General features: G+C 72.1%; 15 protein-coding genes. 3 read left to right on the top strand and 12 right to left on the bottom strand.

Annotated features, from left to right (window positions below):
• Positions 1-76: 76 nt before the first annotated feature.
• The 12 genes from BLW85_RS32050 to BLW85_RS32000 all read right to left on the bottom strand — a co-directional run bounded on the left by BLW85_RS32050 (position 77) and on the right by BLW85_RS32000 (position 11963).
• Positions 77-1207 (bottom strand): polyprenyl synthetase family protein, encoded by a 1131-nt coding sequence (locus BLW85_RS32050; RefSeq protein WP_071828778.1) that lies wholly within the window; start codon positions 1205-1207, stop codon positions 77-79.
• Entirely contained in the window at positions 1207-2631 is a 1425-nt protein-coding gene (gene hpnE / locus BLW85_RS32045; protein WP_074994509.1) for a hydroxysqualene dehydroxylase HpnE, read from the bottom strand. Before hpnE ends, BLW85_RS32050 begins: the two co-directional genes overlap by 1 nt.
• A complete protein-coding gene (locus BLW85_RS40965; RefSeq protein WP_403423662.1) occupies positions 2628-2756 on the bottom strand; it encodes a DUF6380 family protein in 129 nt (42 codons plus the stop codon). The genes hpnE and BLW85_RS40965 overlap by 4 nt, the downstream gene beginning before the upstream one ends.
• Entirely contained in the window at positions 2756-3718 is a 963-nt protein-coding gene (hpnD, locus tag BLW85_RS32040) for a presqualene diphosphate synthase HpnD (RefSeq protein WP_070029565.1), read from the bottom strand. Before hpnD ends, BLW85_RS40965 begins: the two co-directional genes overlap by 1 nt.
• Positions 3715-4611, bottom strand: a complete 897-nt coding sequence (hpnC, locus tag BLW85_RS32035) for a squalene synthase HpnC (protein ID WP_070029564.1) — start codon at positions 4609-4611, stop codon at positions 3715-3717. The genes hpnD and hpnC overlap by 4 nt, the downstream gene beginning before the upstream one ends.
• A gap of 359 nt (positions 4612-4970) precedes the next feature.
• Positions 4971-5753 (bottom strand): ABC transporter ATP-binding protein, encoded by a 783-nt coding sequence (locus BLW85_RS32030; protein WP_070029563.1) that lies wholly within the window; start codon positions 5751-5753, stop codon positions 4971-4973.
• Complete coding sequence (locus BLW85_RS32025; protein WP_074994506.1) at positions 5746-6675, bottom strand: ABC transporter permease; 930 nt, start codon at positions 6673-6675, stop codon at positions 5746-5748. The genes BLW85_RS32030 and BLW85_RS32025 overlap by 8 nt, the downstream gene beginning before the upstream one ends.
• Positions 6676-6730: 55 nt before the next feature.
• A complete protein-coding gene (locus BLW85_RS32020; protein WP_074996281.1) occupies positions 6731-7576 on the bottom strand; it encodes a glycosyltransferase family 2 protein in 846 nt (281 codons plus the stop codon).
• Between the two features lie 32 nt (positions 7577-7608).
• Positions 7609-8388: a CDP-alcohol phosphatidyltransferase family protein gene (locus BLW85_RS32015; RefSeq protein WP_074996282.1), complete on the bottom strand. Its 780-nt coding sequence runs from the start codon at positions 8386-8388 to the stop codon at positions 7609-7611.
• On the bottom strand, positions 8366-9427 hold the full coding sequence (locus BLW85_RS32010; protein ID WP_070029560.1) for an iron-containing alcohol dehydrogenase family protein: 1062 nt from the start codon (positions 9425-9427) through the stop codon (positions 8366-8368). The genes BLW85_RS32015 and BLW85_RS32010 overlap by 23 nt, the downstream gene beginning before the upstream one ends.
• On the bottom strand, positions 9415-10167 hold the full coding sequence (locus BLW85_RS32005) for a phosphocholine cytidylyltransferase family protein (protein ID WP_070029559.1): 753 nt from the start codon (positions 10165-10167) through the stop codon (positions 9415-9417). The genes BLW85_RS32010 and BLW85_RS32005 overlap by 13 nt, the downstream gene beginning before the upstream one ends.
• Positions 10164-11963, bottom strand: a complete 1800-nt coding sequence (locus tag BLW85_RS32000; protein ID WP_070029558.1) for a DUF5941 domain-containing protein — start codon at positions 11961-11963, stop codon at positions 10164-10166. The genes BLW85_RS32005 and BLW85_RS32000 overlap by 4 nt, the downstream gene beginning before the upstream one ends.
• A 550-nt stretch (positions 11964-12513) precedes the next feature.
• Between BLW85_RS32000 and galE the strand changes: the two genes are divergently transcribed.
• The 3 genes from galE to idi all read left to right on the top strand — a co-directional run bounded on the left by galE (position 12514) and on the right by idi (position 15369).
• Entirely contained in the window at positions 12514-13485 is a 972-nt protein-coding gene (galE, locus tag BLW85_RS31995; protein WP_074994503.1) for a UDP-glucose 4-epimerase GalE, read from the top strand.
• A 133-nt stretch (positions 13486-13618) separates the two neighbouring features.
• A complete protein-coding gene (locus BLW85_RS31990; protein WP_074994500.1) occupies positions 13619-14560 on the top strand; it encodes a cation diffusion facilitator family transporter in 942 nt (313 codons plus the stop codon).
• Positions 14561-14775: 215 nt separating this feature from the next.
• A complete protein-coding gene (idi, locus tag BLW85_RS31985) occupies positions 14776-15369 on the top strand; it encodes an isopentenyl-diphosphate Delta-isomerase (protein ID WP_070029555.1) in 594 nt (197 codons plus the stop codon).
• Positions 15370-15385: the final 16 nt, after the last annotated feature.

Below are 15385 nucleotides of genomic sequence, written 5' to 3'. Positions count from 1 at the left end.
GTCCGCCGTCGGCCGGTGCGCGGGTGTTCCGCGACACCGGCCGGCGACTACGCGAGGCTTGTTCGGCCGATAGTGATCATCTCTTTCGTACGACGACGAAGTCGGCGAGGGCCGTGAAGGCGGCCCGTACCCGGTCCGGCATGCCGACCGCGTCGAGGGCGCTGATGGCGATGGTGTGCTGACGGCGCGCTTCCTCAGCCGTCCATTCGCGGCCGCCCGCCTCCTCGATGAGGGCGGCGCGGGCCGCGAACTCCTCCTCGGAGAAGTTCTCGAAATCGCTGCTCTTGGCGTCGGCGGCGAGGATCTCGCCGAGCCGCTCGGAGGCGGGGCCGCCGGCCGCGAGGGCGGCCACCACCGGCAGCGACTTCTTGCGCTGGCGCAGATCGCTCCAGGTCTGCTTGCCGGTGGCGTCCGGGTCGCCCCAGATGCCGAGCAGGTCGTCCACGGCCTGGAAGGCGAGGCCGAGGTGGTAGCCGTAGCGCTCGAGCGCGTCCGCCGTGGCGTCGTCGGCGCCGCCGAGCACGGCGCCGATGGAGGAGGCGCAGGCGAGCAGCGCGCCGGTCTTGTTGCCCTCCATCTCCAGGCACTCCTCGACGCTGACGCGGTCGCGGTGCTCGTAGGAGATGTCCTGCGCCTGACCGTCGATCAGGGCGCGGGTGGCGGAGGTGAGCCGGCGGGTGGCGCGGCCGGCCTCGACCGTGCCGAGCTCCAGCAGGACCTCGTTGGCCAGGGCGAACAGCGCGTCGCCGACCAGGATGGCCTGGGCGGGGCCGTGCACCTTCCAGACGGTGTCGCGGTGCCGGCGCTGCTCGTCGCCGTCCATCAGGTCGTCGTGCAGCAGCGAGAAGTTGTGGACGAGTTCGACGGCCACGGCGCCGGGCACGCCGGTCTCGGGCGCGGCGCCGGCGACCTCGGCGGAGAGCACGGCGAGCGCGGGGCGCACGGCCTTGCCGCCGTCCCCGGCGGCCGGGTTGCCGGCGGCGTCGATCCAGCCGAAGTGGTAGGCGGCGACGGTGTCCATGGGAGGAGCCAGGCGGTCGACGGCCGCACGCAGGACCGGTGTGGCCAGGGTCCGGCCGCGCTCCAGCAGCGCGGTGACGTCCACCGCGGTCTCCGTCGAGGCCGGGGGCACAGTGGGCACAGTCTCTCCTCTTGTTGCGGTACCGAAGGTGCGGGGGCGGCCTGCCGCCGGCGGTTGATGGGCCATCAGGCCGCCTCCTCGAAGGCGAACAGGCGGCTCGGGCGGGGCCGGCCCAGGGCGCTCAGCGCGGCGTCGGCCGCGCTCACCCCACTGCGGACCGCACTCTCCATGGTCGCGGGCCACCCGGTGGCGGTCCACGCTCCGGCCAGGTACAGGCCGGGGGCCTTGGTGCGGGCGCCGGGCCGCAGCCTGCCGACGCCGGGGGCGGGGGCGAACGTGGCCGTGCGCTCCCGGGTCACGAAGAAGTCCTTCGGCACGGCGCCGCGCGTGCCCGGAATGAGCCTTTCCAACTCCGGGAGGTAGCGCCTGCGCAGCTCGGCGACCGGGAGATCGATGTCGTCCTGCGCGGCCGACTGGGACAGCGCGAGGTACTGGCCCGAGCGCAGTCCGGAGGCGTGGGTGCGGTCGAAGACCCACTGCACGCGGGTGCCGAGGGCGGCGAAGAAGGGCCGTGCGAGCACCTTGCGGTCGTAGACGACGTGCACGTTGAGGATCGGCGCGGTGCCGATGCCGAGCAGTCGCTCGGGGGCGTCGAGGGCGCCGGGCGGCAGCAGTGCGTGCGCCTCGCGCTGGGGCACGGCGAGGACGACCGCGTCGGATTCCAGGCGCTCGCCGGGAACCTCCACGCGCCAACCACCGTTCTCCATGGCAGAGACGGAGGTGACGCGTGAACGGACCTCGGTACGTACGCCCGCGGAGTCGAGCGCCTTGCGGGCCAGCCGGTCGTGCAGTTCGCCCAGCGGCACATGGGCCCAGCCGATGTCGGCCGCGCCCGGGTCGGACAGCAGACCGGTCTTGAACACCATCGCGGCGAGCCCCAGTGAGGCGTCGCCCGCGACCGCGTTGAGGGTGGCGACCCCGACCAGGTCCCACAGGGCCTCGATGGCACGCGCCGACTGGCCGTGGGCGGCCAGCCAGCTGCCGAAGTCCTGGGAGTCCAGGGCCGGATCGGCCGGGTCGAGTCCCTTCAGCGCGAGCGCGGCCCGCCCGACCGCGGCGCGCTCGGCGAGCGAGAGGTGCGGATAGGCGGCCAGGCTGCGCCCCAGGTGGAGGGGGACGGGCAGCGGGTCGCGCCGCAGCCGGCCGAGTCGTCTGCCCTCGGGCTTGGCGAGGTCCACGACGGGCACGTCCAGGCGGTCCTGCAGCGGTGCCAGCTCCGCTCCCCCGATCCGGTCGAGGAACCAGCGGTAGGCGGTGCAGCAGCGCAGGTACACGTGCTGGCCGTTGTCGACGGTCAGTTCGCCGCGCTGGAAGGAGAAGGCGAGGCCGCCCAGCCTGGGCCTGCCTTCGAGCAGGGTGACGCGGACGCCCGCGTCGGCCAGGGCGAGCGCCGCGGTGACACCGGCGAGGCCGCCGCCGACCACGACGGCGCTGCGGGCTGCCCGCCCGCCGTCGTCCGGGGCGGGCGCGGTGCGTGCGCCGTCGTTCATGGTGCGTCCTTCCGTGCGTGCCGAACGTGCTGGTTGAACGGTGCACGTGCGGTCGTCGCAGTCAGTGACGCCACGCCGTGGCGCGGGGTTGCCTGCGGGGTGTCCCCTGGTTCGGTGAGGTCCATCAGGCGCGCCTCCTGACGGACCGGCCGGAGCCGTGGCGGGTGACATGCCGCGTGTCCAGGCCGGACAGGCCGCGCACGGCGACGTAGGCCTTCTCGTGCCCGGGCAGCGAGACCCGGCCGCGCAGCACGGCCTCCGGGTCGCGCGCGATGCGGTCGAGCAGCCGGCGGTAGATGCCGGCCATGGCGGCCACGCAGGCGCCGCTGCGCCGGTCGAGCATGGGCAGCAGCTGGTAGCCCTCGGCGAACAGGGCGCGGGCCCGCCGCACCTCGAAGTGGACCAGGCCGGCGAAGTCGGAGCCCTCCGGGGGCGTCGGCTGGTCGAAACCAGCCGAGCAGCCGAACTTGGCCAGGTCGTCGGCGGGCAGATAGGTGCGGCCGCCCAAGGCGTCCTCGCGCACGTCGCGGAGAATGTTGGTGAGCTGGAGCGCGAGGCCGAGCGTGTCGGCGTACTCGGGGGCGCGCTCGGCGCCGCGGGCACCCGGTTCGGTGCCGAACACGCCGAGCGAGAGGCGGCCGATGGCACCGGCGACACAGCGGCAGTAGACCTTGAGGTCGTCCCAGGTCTCGTAGGTCTCCCCGCGCACGTCCATCTGGACGCCGTCGATCAGCTCGTCCAGGCCGCCGAGCGGGATCGGGAAGGCGCTCGCGGCGTGGGCGAGGGCGACCGCCACCGGGTCGGTGTCGTCCTCCGCGACGTCGCCTTCGCGGACCCGGGCGAGCAGGGCGCGGGTCTCGGTGAGCCGCGCCAGCTTCACCTCGTCGGCCAGGTCGCCGTCGCCGATGTCGTCCACCCGCCGGGACAGCGCGTACAGCGCCGACATGGCGCGCCGCTTCGGTGTGGGCAGCAGCCGGATGCCGTACGCGAAGTTACGGGCCTGCTGTCCGGTCACCGTCTCGCAGTAGCGGTAGGCGGCGAGTACTGGTGCGGACACGTGCGACGGAGACTCCACGGTCCGGATCACCCCTCTCCTCGCAGAATCAAGCCCGTCTCACGCAGCAACTGGACCTTGCCTGGCTTGGGCGGGCCGGGAAGTACGTCGTATTCGGCGGCGGTGATCGCGTGGATCGCCGCCTTCCCCCCCGCCACGAACCCTGCGAGCAGCAGCTTCAACCTGCCGTGGACGCTACCCACCAGGGGGGCGCCTTCATTCAGCAGATCGCGGGCGCGTTGCGCTTCGTATGCAACCAGGGCGCGCACCGATGCGCCCGCGGTTTTCGCGGACAGGTCCGTTTCGCTGACGTGGAAGCGCCTCATGTCCTCGGCCGGAAGGTAGATCCGGTCACGGCCGAGGTCCTCGGCCACGTCCTGGAGGTGTTCCACGATCTGCAACGCGGTGCAGATCGCGTCGGACAGACGGATCCGCTCGGGGGTCGAGGTGCCGGTGACGGCGAGGACGAGGCGGCCGACGGTGTTGGCGGAGAGTTCGCAGTAGGCCAGAAGGTCGTCGTAGGTCTCGTAGCGGGTGACGAGCTGGTCCTGGCGGTTGGCGGCGATCAGCCCGAGGAACGGATCGGGGGTGAGCGCGCGCCGGCGCACGACGGGCTGCAGCCGGCGCAGCAGGGGGTGGCGCGGAGTGGCGTCGAAGACGCGGCGCAGATCGGCCTCGAAGGCGTCGAGCAGCACCAGGCGGTCCTCGGCCTCCGTGGCCGACACGCCGAGCAGCCGGGCGTCGGCGCCGCCGGGGGCGAGGTCGCCGTCGCCGATGTCGTCCACCAGACGGGCGAAGCCGTAGACCGCCATGAGGTCGTCGCGCCAGTCGCGGGGGAGGAAGAAGGGGGCCACGGGGAAGTTCTCGCTCGCGGCCTTGTCGAGGGTGGCGCGCTCCGGGTCCGGCGCCGTCGTGGTGGCCGTCATCGGGCACTGCCCGCGGCGGGGACGGCACATGCTGCGTTGAGCTGGGGAGTTTCCGTAGCCATTGCCGTCACATCTCCCGTTCTACACTGCCGACCCAATACACACTATTTCGGACACGCCGCCCGGCAATTCGCAGGGTTCACCGACGCGAGGCGTCGCGCGTTATCCCCCCACTTGCCGCTTTCCGGCGCCGGTACAGCTTACGTTGTACAACGCATCGAGCTTCGGGGGGGTGTCCCCCAGATCACAACAACACACCGATTGGCTTCAAGATTCCTGACGGGCGCCGGAGTTGACACTTCCTTTGCAGACGCGGGGCCCCGCCGGGAGGTTGCCGACGGGGCCTTGGCCGAAACGGGTCACTTGCCGGTGAACTTCTCGTACTCCTTGAGAACCTCTTCGGTCGGCCCGTCCATGCGCAGCTCACCGCGTTCCAGCCACAGGACGCGATTGCAGGTGTCACGGATGGACTTGTTGTTGTGGCTGACCAGAAACACCGTGCCGGCCTCCTTGCGCAGTTCCCGGATGCGTTCTTCGGAACGCTTCTGGAACTTGCGGTCACCGGTGGCCAGCGCCTCGTCGATCATGAGGACGTCGTGGTCCTTGGCGGCGGCGATGGAAAAACGCAGCCGGGCGGCCATTCCGGAGGAGTAGGTGCGCATCGGAAGGGTGATGAAGTCGCCCTTCTCGTTGATGCCCGAGAAGTCCACGATCTCCTGATAGCGCTCCTTGATCTGCTCCCGCGACATGCCCATGGCGAGGCCGCCCAGGATCACATTGCGCTCACCGGTCAGATCGTTCATCAGGGCCGCGTTCACGCCCAGCAGGGAGGGCTGGCCGTCGGTGTAGACCTTGCCCTTCTCGGCGGGCAGCAGACCCGCGATGGCGCGCAGCAGGGTGGACTTGCCGGAGCCGTTGGAGCCGATCAGGCCGATGGCCTCGCCGCGGTAGGCGACGAAGGAGACCCCGCGCACGGCGTGCACCTTGCGCACGCCGCGCTCCTCGCCCCGCTTGAGGATGCGGCTCAGGGCCGCCGTCGCGCTGCCCTTGCCGGTCTTCGCGCCGTTGACCCGGTAGACGATGTGCAGGTCGTCGGCGATGACCGTCGGGCGCCGGTCGTCTGCGGTGTTCTGCTCAGCCACGGCCGTACCGCTCCTCCGCCTTCCAGAAGTACACGAAACCGCCCGCGAAGATCACCACGGCCCAGAACCCGGCGATGGCCCATACGTGCGGCGGCAGGTTCGAGGCGTCGTAGCCGTCGATCAGCGCGAAGCGCATCAGGTCCATGTAGATCGCGGCCGGGTTGACCTGGAGCAACCGGACCGCCAGCTCCGAGCGGCCCTCCATCATCTTGCTGATGGAGAACATCACGCCCGAGGCGTACATCCAGGTGCGCAGCACGAACGGCATCAGCTGGGCCATGTCCGGCGTCTTGGCGCCCAGCCGGGCCACGATCAGCGCGAGTCCGCTGTTGAACAGGAACTGCAGCAGCAGCACCGGCACGATCAGCAGCCAGGACGGGCCGGGGTAGCTGCCGAAGCCGATCGCCACGATGAACAGCACGATCATCGAGAACAGCAGCTGCTGGAGCTGCTGGAGCGAGAAGGAGATCGGCAGCGAGGCGCGCGGGAAGTGCAGGGCGCGCACGAGCCCGAGGTTCCCGGAGATGGCCCGCACGCCCGACATCACCGAGCTCTGCGTGAAAGTGAACACGAACACGCCGGTGACCAGGAACGGGATGTACACGTCGGAGGACATGCCCCGGCTGGCGTGCAGGATGACGCCGAAGATGAAGTAGTACACGGCCGCGTTCAGCAGCGGGGTGGCGACCTGCCACAGCTGGCCCAGCTTGGCCTGGCTGTACTGCGCCGTCAGCTTCGCCTGCGAGAAGGCGAGGATGAAGTGGCGCCGGCTCCACAGCCGGCGGATGTACTCCGTCAGCGAGGGGCGGGCGCCGCTGACGGCGAGACCGTACTTGGCGGCCAGCTCGGCCGGCGTCAGCCCCGCGTCGGGCGACGGTATCGCGCTCACCGCGACACCGCCGTCATGCGTAGTGTGACTCACGAGTAAGAACCCGGACTCTCTCGGTAAGAAGCTTGCTGTTCAGGTAAGAAGCTTCTCAGATGACCGGGGGCCGGCCCAGCCGGGTGAGCCGCCAGACCGTGCGCCAGCGCATCGGGCGCCGCGGACCGCAGGACGCGGTCCAGCCCTCCTTGAAGCCGCCGAACCAGGCCCGCAGGGCCTCCCGGGAGGGACGGCGGGCCAGGGTGAGCAGCAGCCAGACCCCGAGGTAGACGGGGACGAGCAGGACCGGGAGGTTGCGCCGGGCGAGCCAGACGCGGTTGCGGGCCACCATGCGGTGGTAGACGGCGTGCCGGGAGGGCGCGGTCGTCGGGTGGTACAGCACCATGTCGGAGCGGTAGTCGATCAGCCAGCCGGCGTTCAGCGCCCGCCAGGCGAGATCGGTCTCCTCGTGCGCGTAGAAGAACTCGGCTGGCAGCCCGCCGACCTCCTCGAAGACCTTGGTGCGCACCGCGTTGGCGCCGCCCAGGAAGGTGGTGACGCGGGAGGAGCGCATCGGGTCGGAGGCGCGCAGCCGCGGCACGTGGCGGCGCTGCGTCGCCCCGGTCTCCGGGTCGGCGATGCGGAAGCTGATGATGCCCAGTTCGGGGTCGGCGGCGAAGGCCTCGCGGCACAGCTCGGCGGTGTCCTGCCGGGCGAGCAGTCCGTCGTCGTCCAGGAAGAGCAGGATGTCGACGTCGCGGCCGCCGGGCCCGAAGGCCTCTATGCCGACGTTGCGGCCGCCCGGGATGCCCAGGTTCTCCGGCAGCTCGACGGTGCGGACGCCCTCGGGGACGTCGGGCACCGGCGAGCCGTTGCCGACGACGACCACCTCGACCGGGTCGCCGTGCTGCCCCGCGACCGAGTCGAGCAGGGCGCGCAGCTCCGCGGGCCGGTTGCCCATGGTGATGATGACGGCGCCGACCTTCACGGCGCTCACTTCAGCCTGCTGGAGGCGAGGATGGACACCAGGTGCAGCAGGGTCTGGAGCATCGCGATGCCCGCGAGGACCGCGGTGCCGAGCCGGGTGAAGAACAGGTCGCCGTGGATCTGGTCGGCGATGGCGAGGACCACGATCAGCAGCGAGGCCTCGATGCCGAGGATCAGCCGGTGGAACTTCAGCGCGGAGGCGGCGCGGCGGGCCAGCGCCATCCCGGAGGAGCGCGGCTCGGCCGCGGACTCCTGCACCGGCGGCCTGCCGGTCTGGTGCCGGGCGACGCCGACCAGGTCGGTCTCCGCCTTGATCAGGATCGCGCCGAGCGCGGCCAGGGTGCCGAGGAAGGCCCACAGCCAGTCGATGCGGCCGCTGCCGAACAGGTCGGCGGCCCGCAGCCCGAGGCCGACCAGCACGGCCGCGTCGGTCAGGTAGGCGCCGACGCGATCCAGGTAGACCCCGCCGAGCGAGTACTGCTTCTTCCAGCGGGCGATCTCGCCGTCGACGCAGTCCAGCAGCAGGTACAGCTGGGTGGCGACCACGCCGAGCACGGCGCCCGGGATCCCCGGCACCAGCAGGGCCGGGGCCGCGAGCACACCGCAGACGGTCATCAGGTACGTGAGCTGGTTGGGCGTGACCTTGGTGTTCACCAGGTAGCGGTCGATGCGCAGGGACACCTCGCGCATGTAGAGGCGTCCCGCCCAATGCTCACCGCTGCGCCGGTCCTTCACCCCGGCGGGGTGGACGACCGGACGGAGTTCAGCTACCGATGGCCTTGACATAGTCGGCGTAGATGTCCTTGATCTGGTTCGGCTTGAGGTCGAGGTGTTCGAGGATGGTGTAGCGGCCCGGCCGGGTCTCGGGGGCGAACTCCACGGCGCGGACGAACTCGTCCACCGTGAAGCCGATCTCCTCCGGCAGTACCGGCAGCCCGTGCCGGCGCAGCACCCCGGCCGTGTGCGCGGCCTCCTCGTGGGCCCCGCGCAGATACATGGCGAAGGCCGCGCCGAGCCCGCACTGCTCGCCGTGGGCGGCGGCCCGCTTGGGGAACAGCAGGTCGAAGGCGTGGTTGATCTCGTGGCAGGAGCCGGAGGACGGGCGGGAGTCGCCGGAGATCGACATCGAGATGCCGCTGAGGACGAGCGCCTCGGCGAGCACCTGGAGGAAATCGTTGTCCCCGATGCCGCCGGGGTGGCGCAGCACCGCCTCGCCCGCCTGGCGGGCCATGGCCGCGGCGAGACCGTCGATCTTCTCGCCGTTGACGCGGTGGGACAGTTCCCAGTCCGCGATCGCGTTGACGTTGGAGATGGCGTCGCCGATGCCGGCCCGGACGAAGCGGGCCGGGGCCTCGCGGATCACGTCCAGGTCGATGACGACCGCGATCGGGTTCGGCACACCGTAGGAGCCGCGTCCCGCGTCGTTGTCGAGGGTGGCGACCGGTGAGCACAGGCCGTCGTGCGCGAGGTTGGTCGGGACCGCGACCAGCGGCAGGCCGATGCGGGCCGCGGCGAACTTGGCGCAGTCGATGATCTTGCCGCCGCCGAGCCCGACCACCGCGTCGTAGTGGCCGGACTTCATCTCGCCGGCCAGGCGCACGGCGTCGTCCAGGGTGCCGCCGCCGACCTCGTACCAGGTGGCACCCGGCAGCGAGGGGGCGATGCGCTCGCGCAGCCGGGCGCCGGAGCCGCCGCTGACGGCGACGGCGAGCCGGCCCGACTGGGAGATGCGCTCGTCCGCGAGGACACCGCCCAGGTCGTCCAGGGCGCCCGGGCGGATGTCGACGACGACCGGGGAGGGAATCAGCCGGGTCAGTAGCGGCACGCGATCTCCCGTCCCCTGGCCAGGTCGTCGTGGTTGTCGATCTCGACCCAGTCGACCTCGCCGATCGGCGCGACGTCGATCCGGAAGCCGCGGTCGACCAGTTCCTGGTAGCCGTGCTCGTAGAACTGCTGCGGGTCGGTCTCCCAGACCGTCTTCAGCGCGTCGGCCAGTTCGGCGGCGGCGTCGCCCTCGATGAGGGTGACGCCGATGTACTCGCCGGTCGCCTCGGCCGGGTCCATCAGCTTGGTGATCTTCGTCATGCCCTTCGCGGGGTCGACGACGACCTTCATCTCCTCGTCGGCCAGGGACTTCACGGTGTCCAGGGCGAGGATGATCCGCTTGCCGTCGCCGCGCGCGGCGAGCAGGGTCTTCTCGACGGAGACCGGGTGCACGGTGTCGCCGTTGGCGAGGATCACGCCGTCCTTGAGGGCGTCACGGCCGCACCACAGGGAGTAGGCGTTGTTCCACTCCTCGGCCTTGTCGTTGTCGATGAGGGTGAGCTTGAGGCCGTACTTGGCCTCCAGGGCGGCCTTGCGCTCGTAGACGGCTTCCTTGCGGTAGCCGACGATGACCGCGACCTCGGTCAGGCCGATCTCCGCGAAGTTGCCGAGGGTGAGGTCGAGAACCGTGGGTTCGCCCTCTATGCCCGCGGGCCCCACCGGCACCAGCGCCTTGGGCAGGGTGTCCGTGTAGGGGCGCAGACGCCGTCCGGCGCCGGCCGCCAGCACGAGGCCGATCATGCGGGTTCTCCTTCGTCGTGTACGGCGGGCGCCCCTGCGGACACCCAGAAGCGGATGCTCTCCAGGAGCACCACCAGGGCGACGACCACGGCGAGGACCGTGAGCGCGACCTTGAACTGCGCGCCGGTGAGCACCGCGGCCAGGACGGCGACGAGCAGGGTCCGCCCGTCGTGCCCCCCTATGGAGCGCACCAGCCAGGCCGGGGGCGCTCCCGCGTTGCCACGGATCCGGTACACCGTGTCGTAGTGATGGTAGGCGACCGCCGCCACCAGCCCGAAAGCCGCGGGAAGGGCCCCGTTCACCCCCGCTTTGGCCGCGAGGGCGAGGACGGTGCCGTACTCGGCGGCCCGGAAGAACGGGGGGACCAGCCAGTCGAGGGCGCCCTTGAGCGGGCGGGCGACGGCGAGGGCCGAGGTGAGGACGTAGACCAGGGCGCCGATCACCGGCAGCGCCGAGCCGAAGCCGGAGAAGGCCGCGCAGGCGGCGACCGCGGCGCCGCCGAGGAGGGCGACGGCGGGCACGGCGAGCCCGGGCAGGCCCCCGCGGACGACGCGCCCGACCGCCTCGGCGAGCGGGCCGGAGTCGGCCAGGTCCGCCAGTGCCAGGGCGGCGCGGTCGGTGCGGCGCGCCCTGCGGGTCAGGGAGCGCAGCACGCGGCCGGCGGTGGTGTACGCGGCGGCGAAGGCGCAGCCGACGAGCAGCACGTAGAAGGTGATCCGGGGCGTGGTGGCCGCCGTCAGGACCGCTATCATCGCCCACCGCTCGCCGATCGGGAGCACGATCATCCGGCGCACCCAGACCGTCCAGCCGACGCTGTCCAGCTTGTCGGAGAGGGCGGCGGTGGGGCTGGTGTTGGCGGTGGCGTCGTGGTTGGCCTCGTTGAACGAGAAGTCGACCACGTGCCGGCAGGTCTGCAGGACCATCGCGCCGAGGGCGAGGGCCCACACGTCGTCGCCGCCGCGGGCGGCGCCGAGCGCGAGGCCGGCGTAGTAGGCGTACTCCTTGGCCCGGTCGAAGGTGGCGTCGAGCCAGGCGCCGAGGGTGGAGTACTTCAGGGCGTAGCGGGCGAGCTGGCCGTCGGTGCAGTCCAGCACGAAGGAGGCGATCAGCAGCACGCCGGCGGCTATGAATCCGCCGCGGGTGCCGGTGGCCGCGCAGCCGGCCGCGATCAGCGCGGTGAGCAGCGAGGCGGTGGTGACCTGGTTCGGGGTCAGCCCGCGGCGGGCGCACCAGCGCGCGATGTAGCGCGAGTACGGGCTGATGAAGTGCGTGGTGAAGAAGCCGTCGCGGGACTTCACGGCCGACTTCAGGCGTACGGCCTCGTCGTCCACGGCGGCGACCGACTGCCGGGCCTCGTTGCGGGCCTGCGGGTCGGTGGGTACGACGGCGACGAGGCTGCCCAGCTCGGGGCGGTGGACCTCGCTGCCGTCGGCGTCCAGTTCGGCGACGACGCGGTCGGCGATGCTGTCGACGGCGACCGCGGTGCCGCCGCCGGAGGAGGTGTCGCGGGCCACGGCCCGGGTCAGCGCCTGGCGGGCGGCCGGCTGCGCGGTGACGGCGCCGGGGACGGCGGCGAGCGGGAAGCGGGGGTCGGTGAGGCCGAGGCGCAGGGCGTGCAGATGACCGACGAAGCGGGCGTCGACCAGGGCCACGCGGTCGCCCGCGGGGGCGGCTGCGAGGAGGGTCTCCGCCTCGGCGGTGCTCGCTGCCATCCGGACCTCGAAGCCGAGGGACCGCAGATCGCTCTCCAGCGGCGATCCGGGAACCGGCTGACCGGTGACGATGGCGGTCGGCAACCGAACTCACTCCCTGGGTGCCGGCGCGACGGCGCCGGTCGTGTGCGTGGCGGGCCGCCCCCTGCCTGCGGCACCCGGGCGGCATGTCGGCAGAGGGTATCGGATGGTCCCGGGCCCGTGTTCACCGGCCGTTCACGACCCGTCCCGCGCCCGCTGCCCCGCCCTTTGCCGCGATCATCATGGGCGATCCGCCCCCCGCCCCACAAACCGCCGACGCAGACCCGGGCATCCGGGACAGCGGCGGCGACGAGCGGTGCCCTCCCGATCGCCGACCGCGACGACCGCGGCGGTCGGCGCCGGGGCGGGTGGGGTCCGGGGGGCTCGGGGTTGCGGGGCAGGGGCAAGGGCACGCACGCGCCCTCGACGGGAGCCCACCACGCTCCACCGGTCACCCCCAGCCCCGGCGCGCGCGCCGCGCGCCGTCCTCCCGGCGGGCGCCGCGACCGCCACCAGAGGCCCGGCACGGAAGCCCACCGGCCCGACGACCGCCACGCGCACGCGGGACACCGCGCGTGGGCCGGTCCGGCGCGCACCCATAGGGTGGGGAGCCATGACGTGGCTGATCACCGGTGGGGCCGGATTTATCGGGGCGCATGTGGCGCGGAGCATGGCGGGGGCCGGCGAGGAGGTCGTCGTGCTCGACGACCTGTCGGCCGCCGTGCCCGAGCGGCTGCCCGCCGGCGTGCCGCTCGTCGAGGGGTCGACGCTGGACGGCGCGCGGCTGCGGGAGGTCGTCGCGCGGCACGGGGTGACCGGCGTCGTCCATCTCGCGGCGCGCAAGCAGGTCGCCGAGTCCGTGGCCGACCCGACCCGGTACTACCGGGAGAACGTGGGTGGCCTGGCGACGCTGCTCGACGTGATGGCCGAGGCGGGCGTCGAGCGGATGGTGTTCTCCTCCTCCGCCGCCGTGTACGGCAACCCGGACGTGGACCTGATCACCGAGGACACCCCCTGCGCGCCGGTCAACCCGTACGGCGAGACCAAGCTGGCCGGCGAGTGGCTGGTGCGCGCGGCGGGGCGGGCACACGGGATCTCCACCGTTTGTCTGCGGTACTTCAACGTGGCGGGCGCCGCCGCGCCGGAGCTGGCGGACACCGGCGTGTTCAACATCGTGCCGATGGTCTTCGACCGGCTCACCCGCGACGAGGCCCCGCGGATCTTCGGCGACGACTACCCCACCCCGGACGGCACCTGCGTGCGGGACTACATCCACGTGGCCGACCTCGCCGAGGCGCACCTGGCGGCGGCGCGGCGGCTCGCCGAGGGCACGCCGCACGGTGATCTGACGCTGAACATCGGCCGGGGCGAGGGCGTCTCGGTGCGGGAGCTGATCACCGTCATCGGGGAGGTGTCCGGCGACCGCCGCGCACCCGTCGTGGAGGCGCGCCGGCCGGGCGACGCACCCCGTGCCGTCGGCTCGGTCGAGCGTGCCGCCCGGGAGCTGGGCTGGCGCGCCCGGCGCGATGTGCGCGAGATGGTGCGCTCGGCCTGGGAGGGTTGGCAGCTGCACCACCGCAGGTAGCCGCAACGCCCTGACCAGCGGATCGTTTCCGCAGGTCAGGGCACATGACAACGGTGTTCAGTACCGCGTTGCCCGATACCCCCCACCCGTAGTTCACTGGGCCTTCGGACGGACGCGGAAGGACGGTTTTGTCATGGGGGCTGGGCACGATCACGGGCACGCGCACACACATGCGCCGCCCACGGGTACGGCCGCGGCCGCCTACCGGGGCAGACTGCGGATCGCCCTGGGCATCACCCTGACCATCATGGTGGTGGAGATCACCGGCGGACTCCTCGCGGACTCCCTCGCGCTGATCGCGGACGCCGCGCACATGGCCACCGACGCGGTGGGCCTCGGGATGGCGCTGCTGGCGATCCACTTCGCCAACCGCCCGGCGAGCACCAACCGCACCTTCGGCTACGCCCGCGCCGAGATCCTCGCCGCCCTGGCGAACTGCCTGCTGCTGCTCGGCGTCGGCGGCTACGTCCTGTACGAGGCGGTCCAGCGGTTCGTCACGCCCGCGGACACCCGCGGCGGCCTGATGATCGTGTTCGGCCTGATCGGCCTGGTCGCCAACTCGGTCTCGCTCACCCTGCTGATGCGCGGCCAGCAGGAGAGCCTGAACGTGCGCGGCGCCTTCCTGGAGGTGGCCGCGGACGCGCTGGGCTCGGTGGCGGTGATGATCTCGGCCGCGGTGATCCTGCTCACAGGCTTCCAGGCCGCCGACCCGATCGCCTCCGTCGCCATCGGGCTGATGATCGTACCGAGGACGATCAAGCTGCTGCGGGAGACGCTGGACGTGCTGCTGGAGGCCGCCCCGAAGAACGTCGACATGGCGGAGGTGCGGGCGCACATCCTGGCGCTGGACGGCGTGGAGGACGTCCACGACCTGCACGCCTGGACGATCACCTCGGGCATGCCGGTCCTGTCCGCGCACGTCGTGGTCAGCACGGAGGCGCTCAACGCCATCGGACACGAGAAGATGCTGCACGAACTCCAGGGCTGCGTCGGCACCCACTTCGACGTCGAGCACTGCACCTTCCAGCTGGAGCCGGGCGGACACGCGGAGCACGAGGCCAGGCTCTGCCACTGAGCCGTCGGCGGCCCCGCCGGGCGCCCGTCACCAAGGTCGCTCATGCGTTCGAAGGCACCCCGGCGGTTCCCCCGGGCGGGCTCAGGGCACGATGATCTACCGGTCCCCCTTCCGGCGCCGTGCACCCGCGCTGACATGCGAGTGGGCGGGAAGTGCCGGGAGTGCCGGATTCGTACGGCAGACTTGGGGTGCGAAGACCGAGGCGAAGGATGGGTATGCCGATCACACCTGCCACCGCGACGCACAGCTCGTCGAACGGCACCGCACAGGCGATCTTGCTGGAACTCGTCGACGAGAAGGGCGTGACGATCGGTACGGAGGAGAAGCTCGCCGCCCATCAGCCGCCGGGACATCTGCACCGCGCGTTCTCGGTGTTCCTCTTCGACGAGCAGGGCCGGCTGCTGCTCCAGCAGCGGGCGCTCGGCAAGTACCACTCCCCCGGCGTGTGGTCCAACACCTGCTGCGGGCACCCCTACCCCGGCGAGTCGCCGTTCGCGGCGGCGGCCCGGCGCACGTACGAGGAGCTGGGCGTGTCCCCCTCGCTGCTGGCCGAGGCCGGCACCGTGCGCTACAACCACCCGGACCCGGCTTCGGGCCTGGTGGAGCAGGAGTACAACCACCTGTTCGTCGGCCTGGTGCAGACGCCGCCCGCGGCGGACCCGGAGGAGGTCGCCGCGACCGTCTTCGTGACGGCGGACGAGCTGGCGCAGCGGCATGCCCGGGACACGTTCTCGGCCTGGTTCATGACGGTGCTGGACGCGGCCCGTCCGGCGATCAGGGAGCTGACGGGCCCCGCGGCGGGCTGGTGAACCCATGAGCCACGGG

The organism is Streptomyces misionensis, assembly GCF_900104815.1.
Classification (GTDB): Bacteria; Actinomycetota; Actinomycetes; order Streptomycetales; family Streptomycetaceae; genus Streptomyces; species Streptomyces misionensis.
This window is presented reverse-complemented; position numbering and strand designations above follow the sequence as displayed.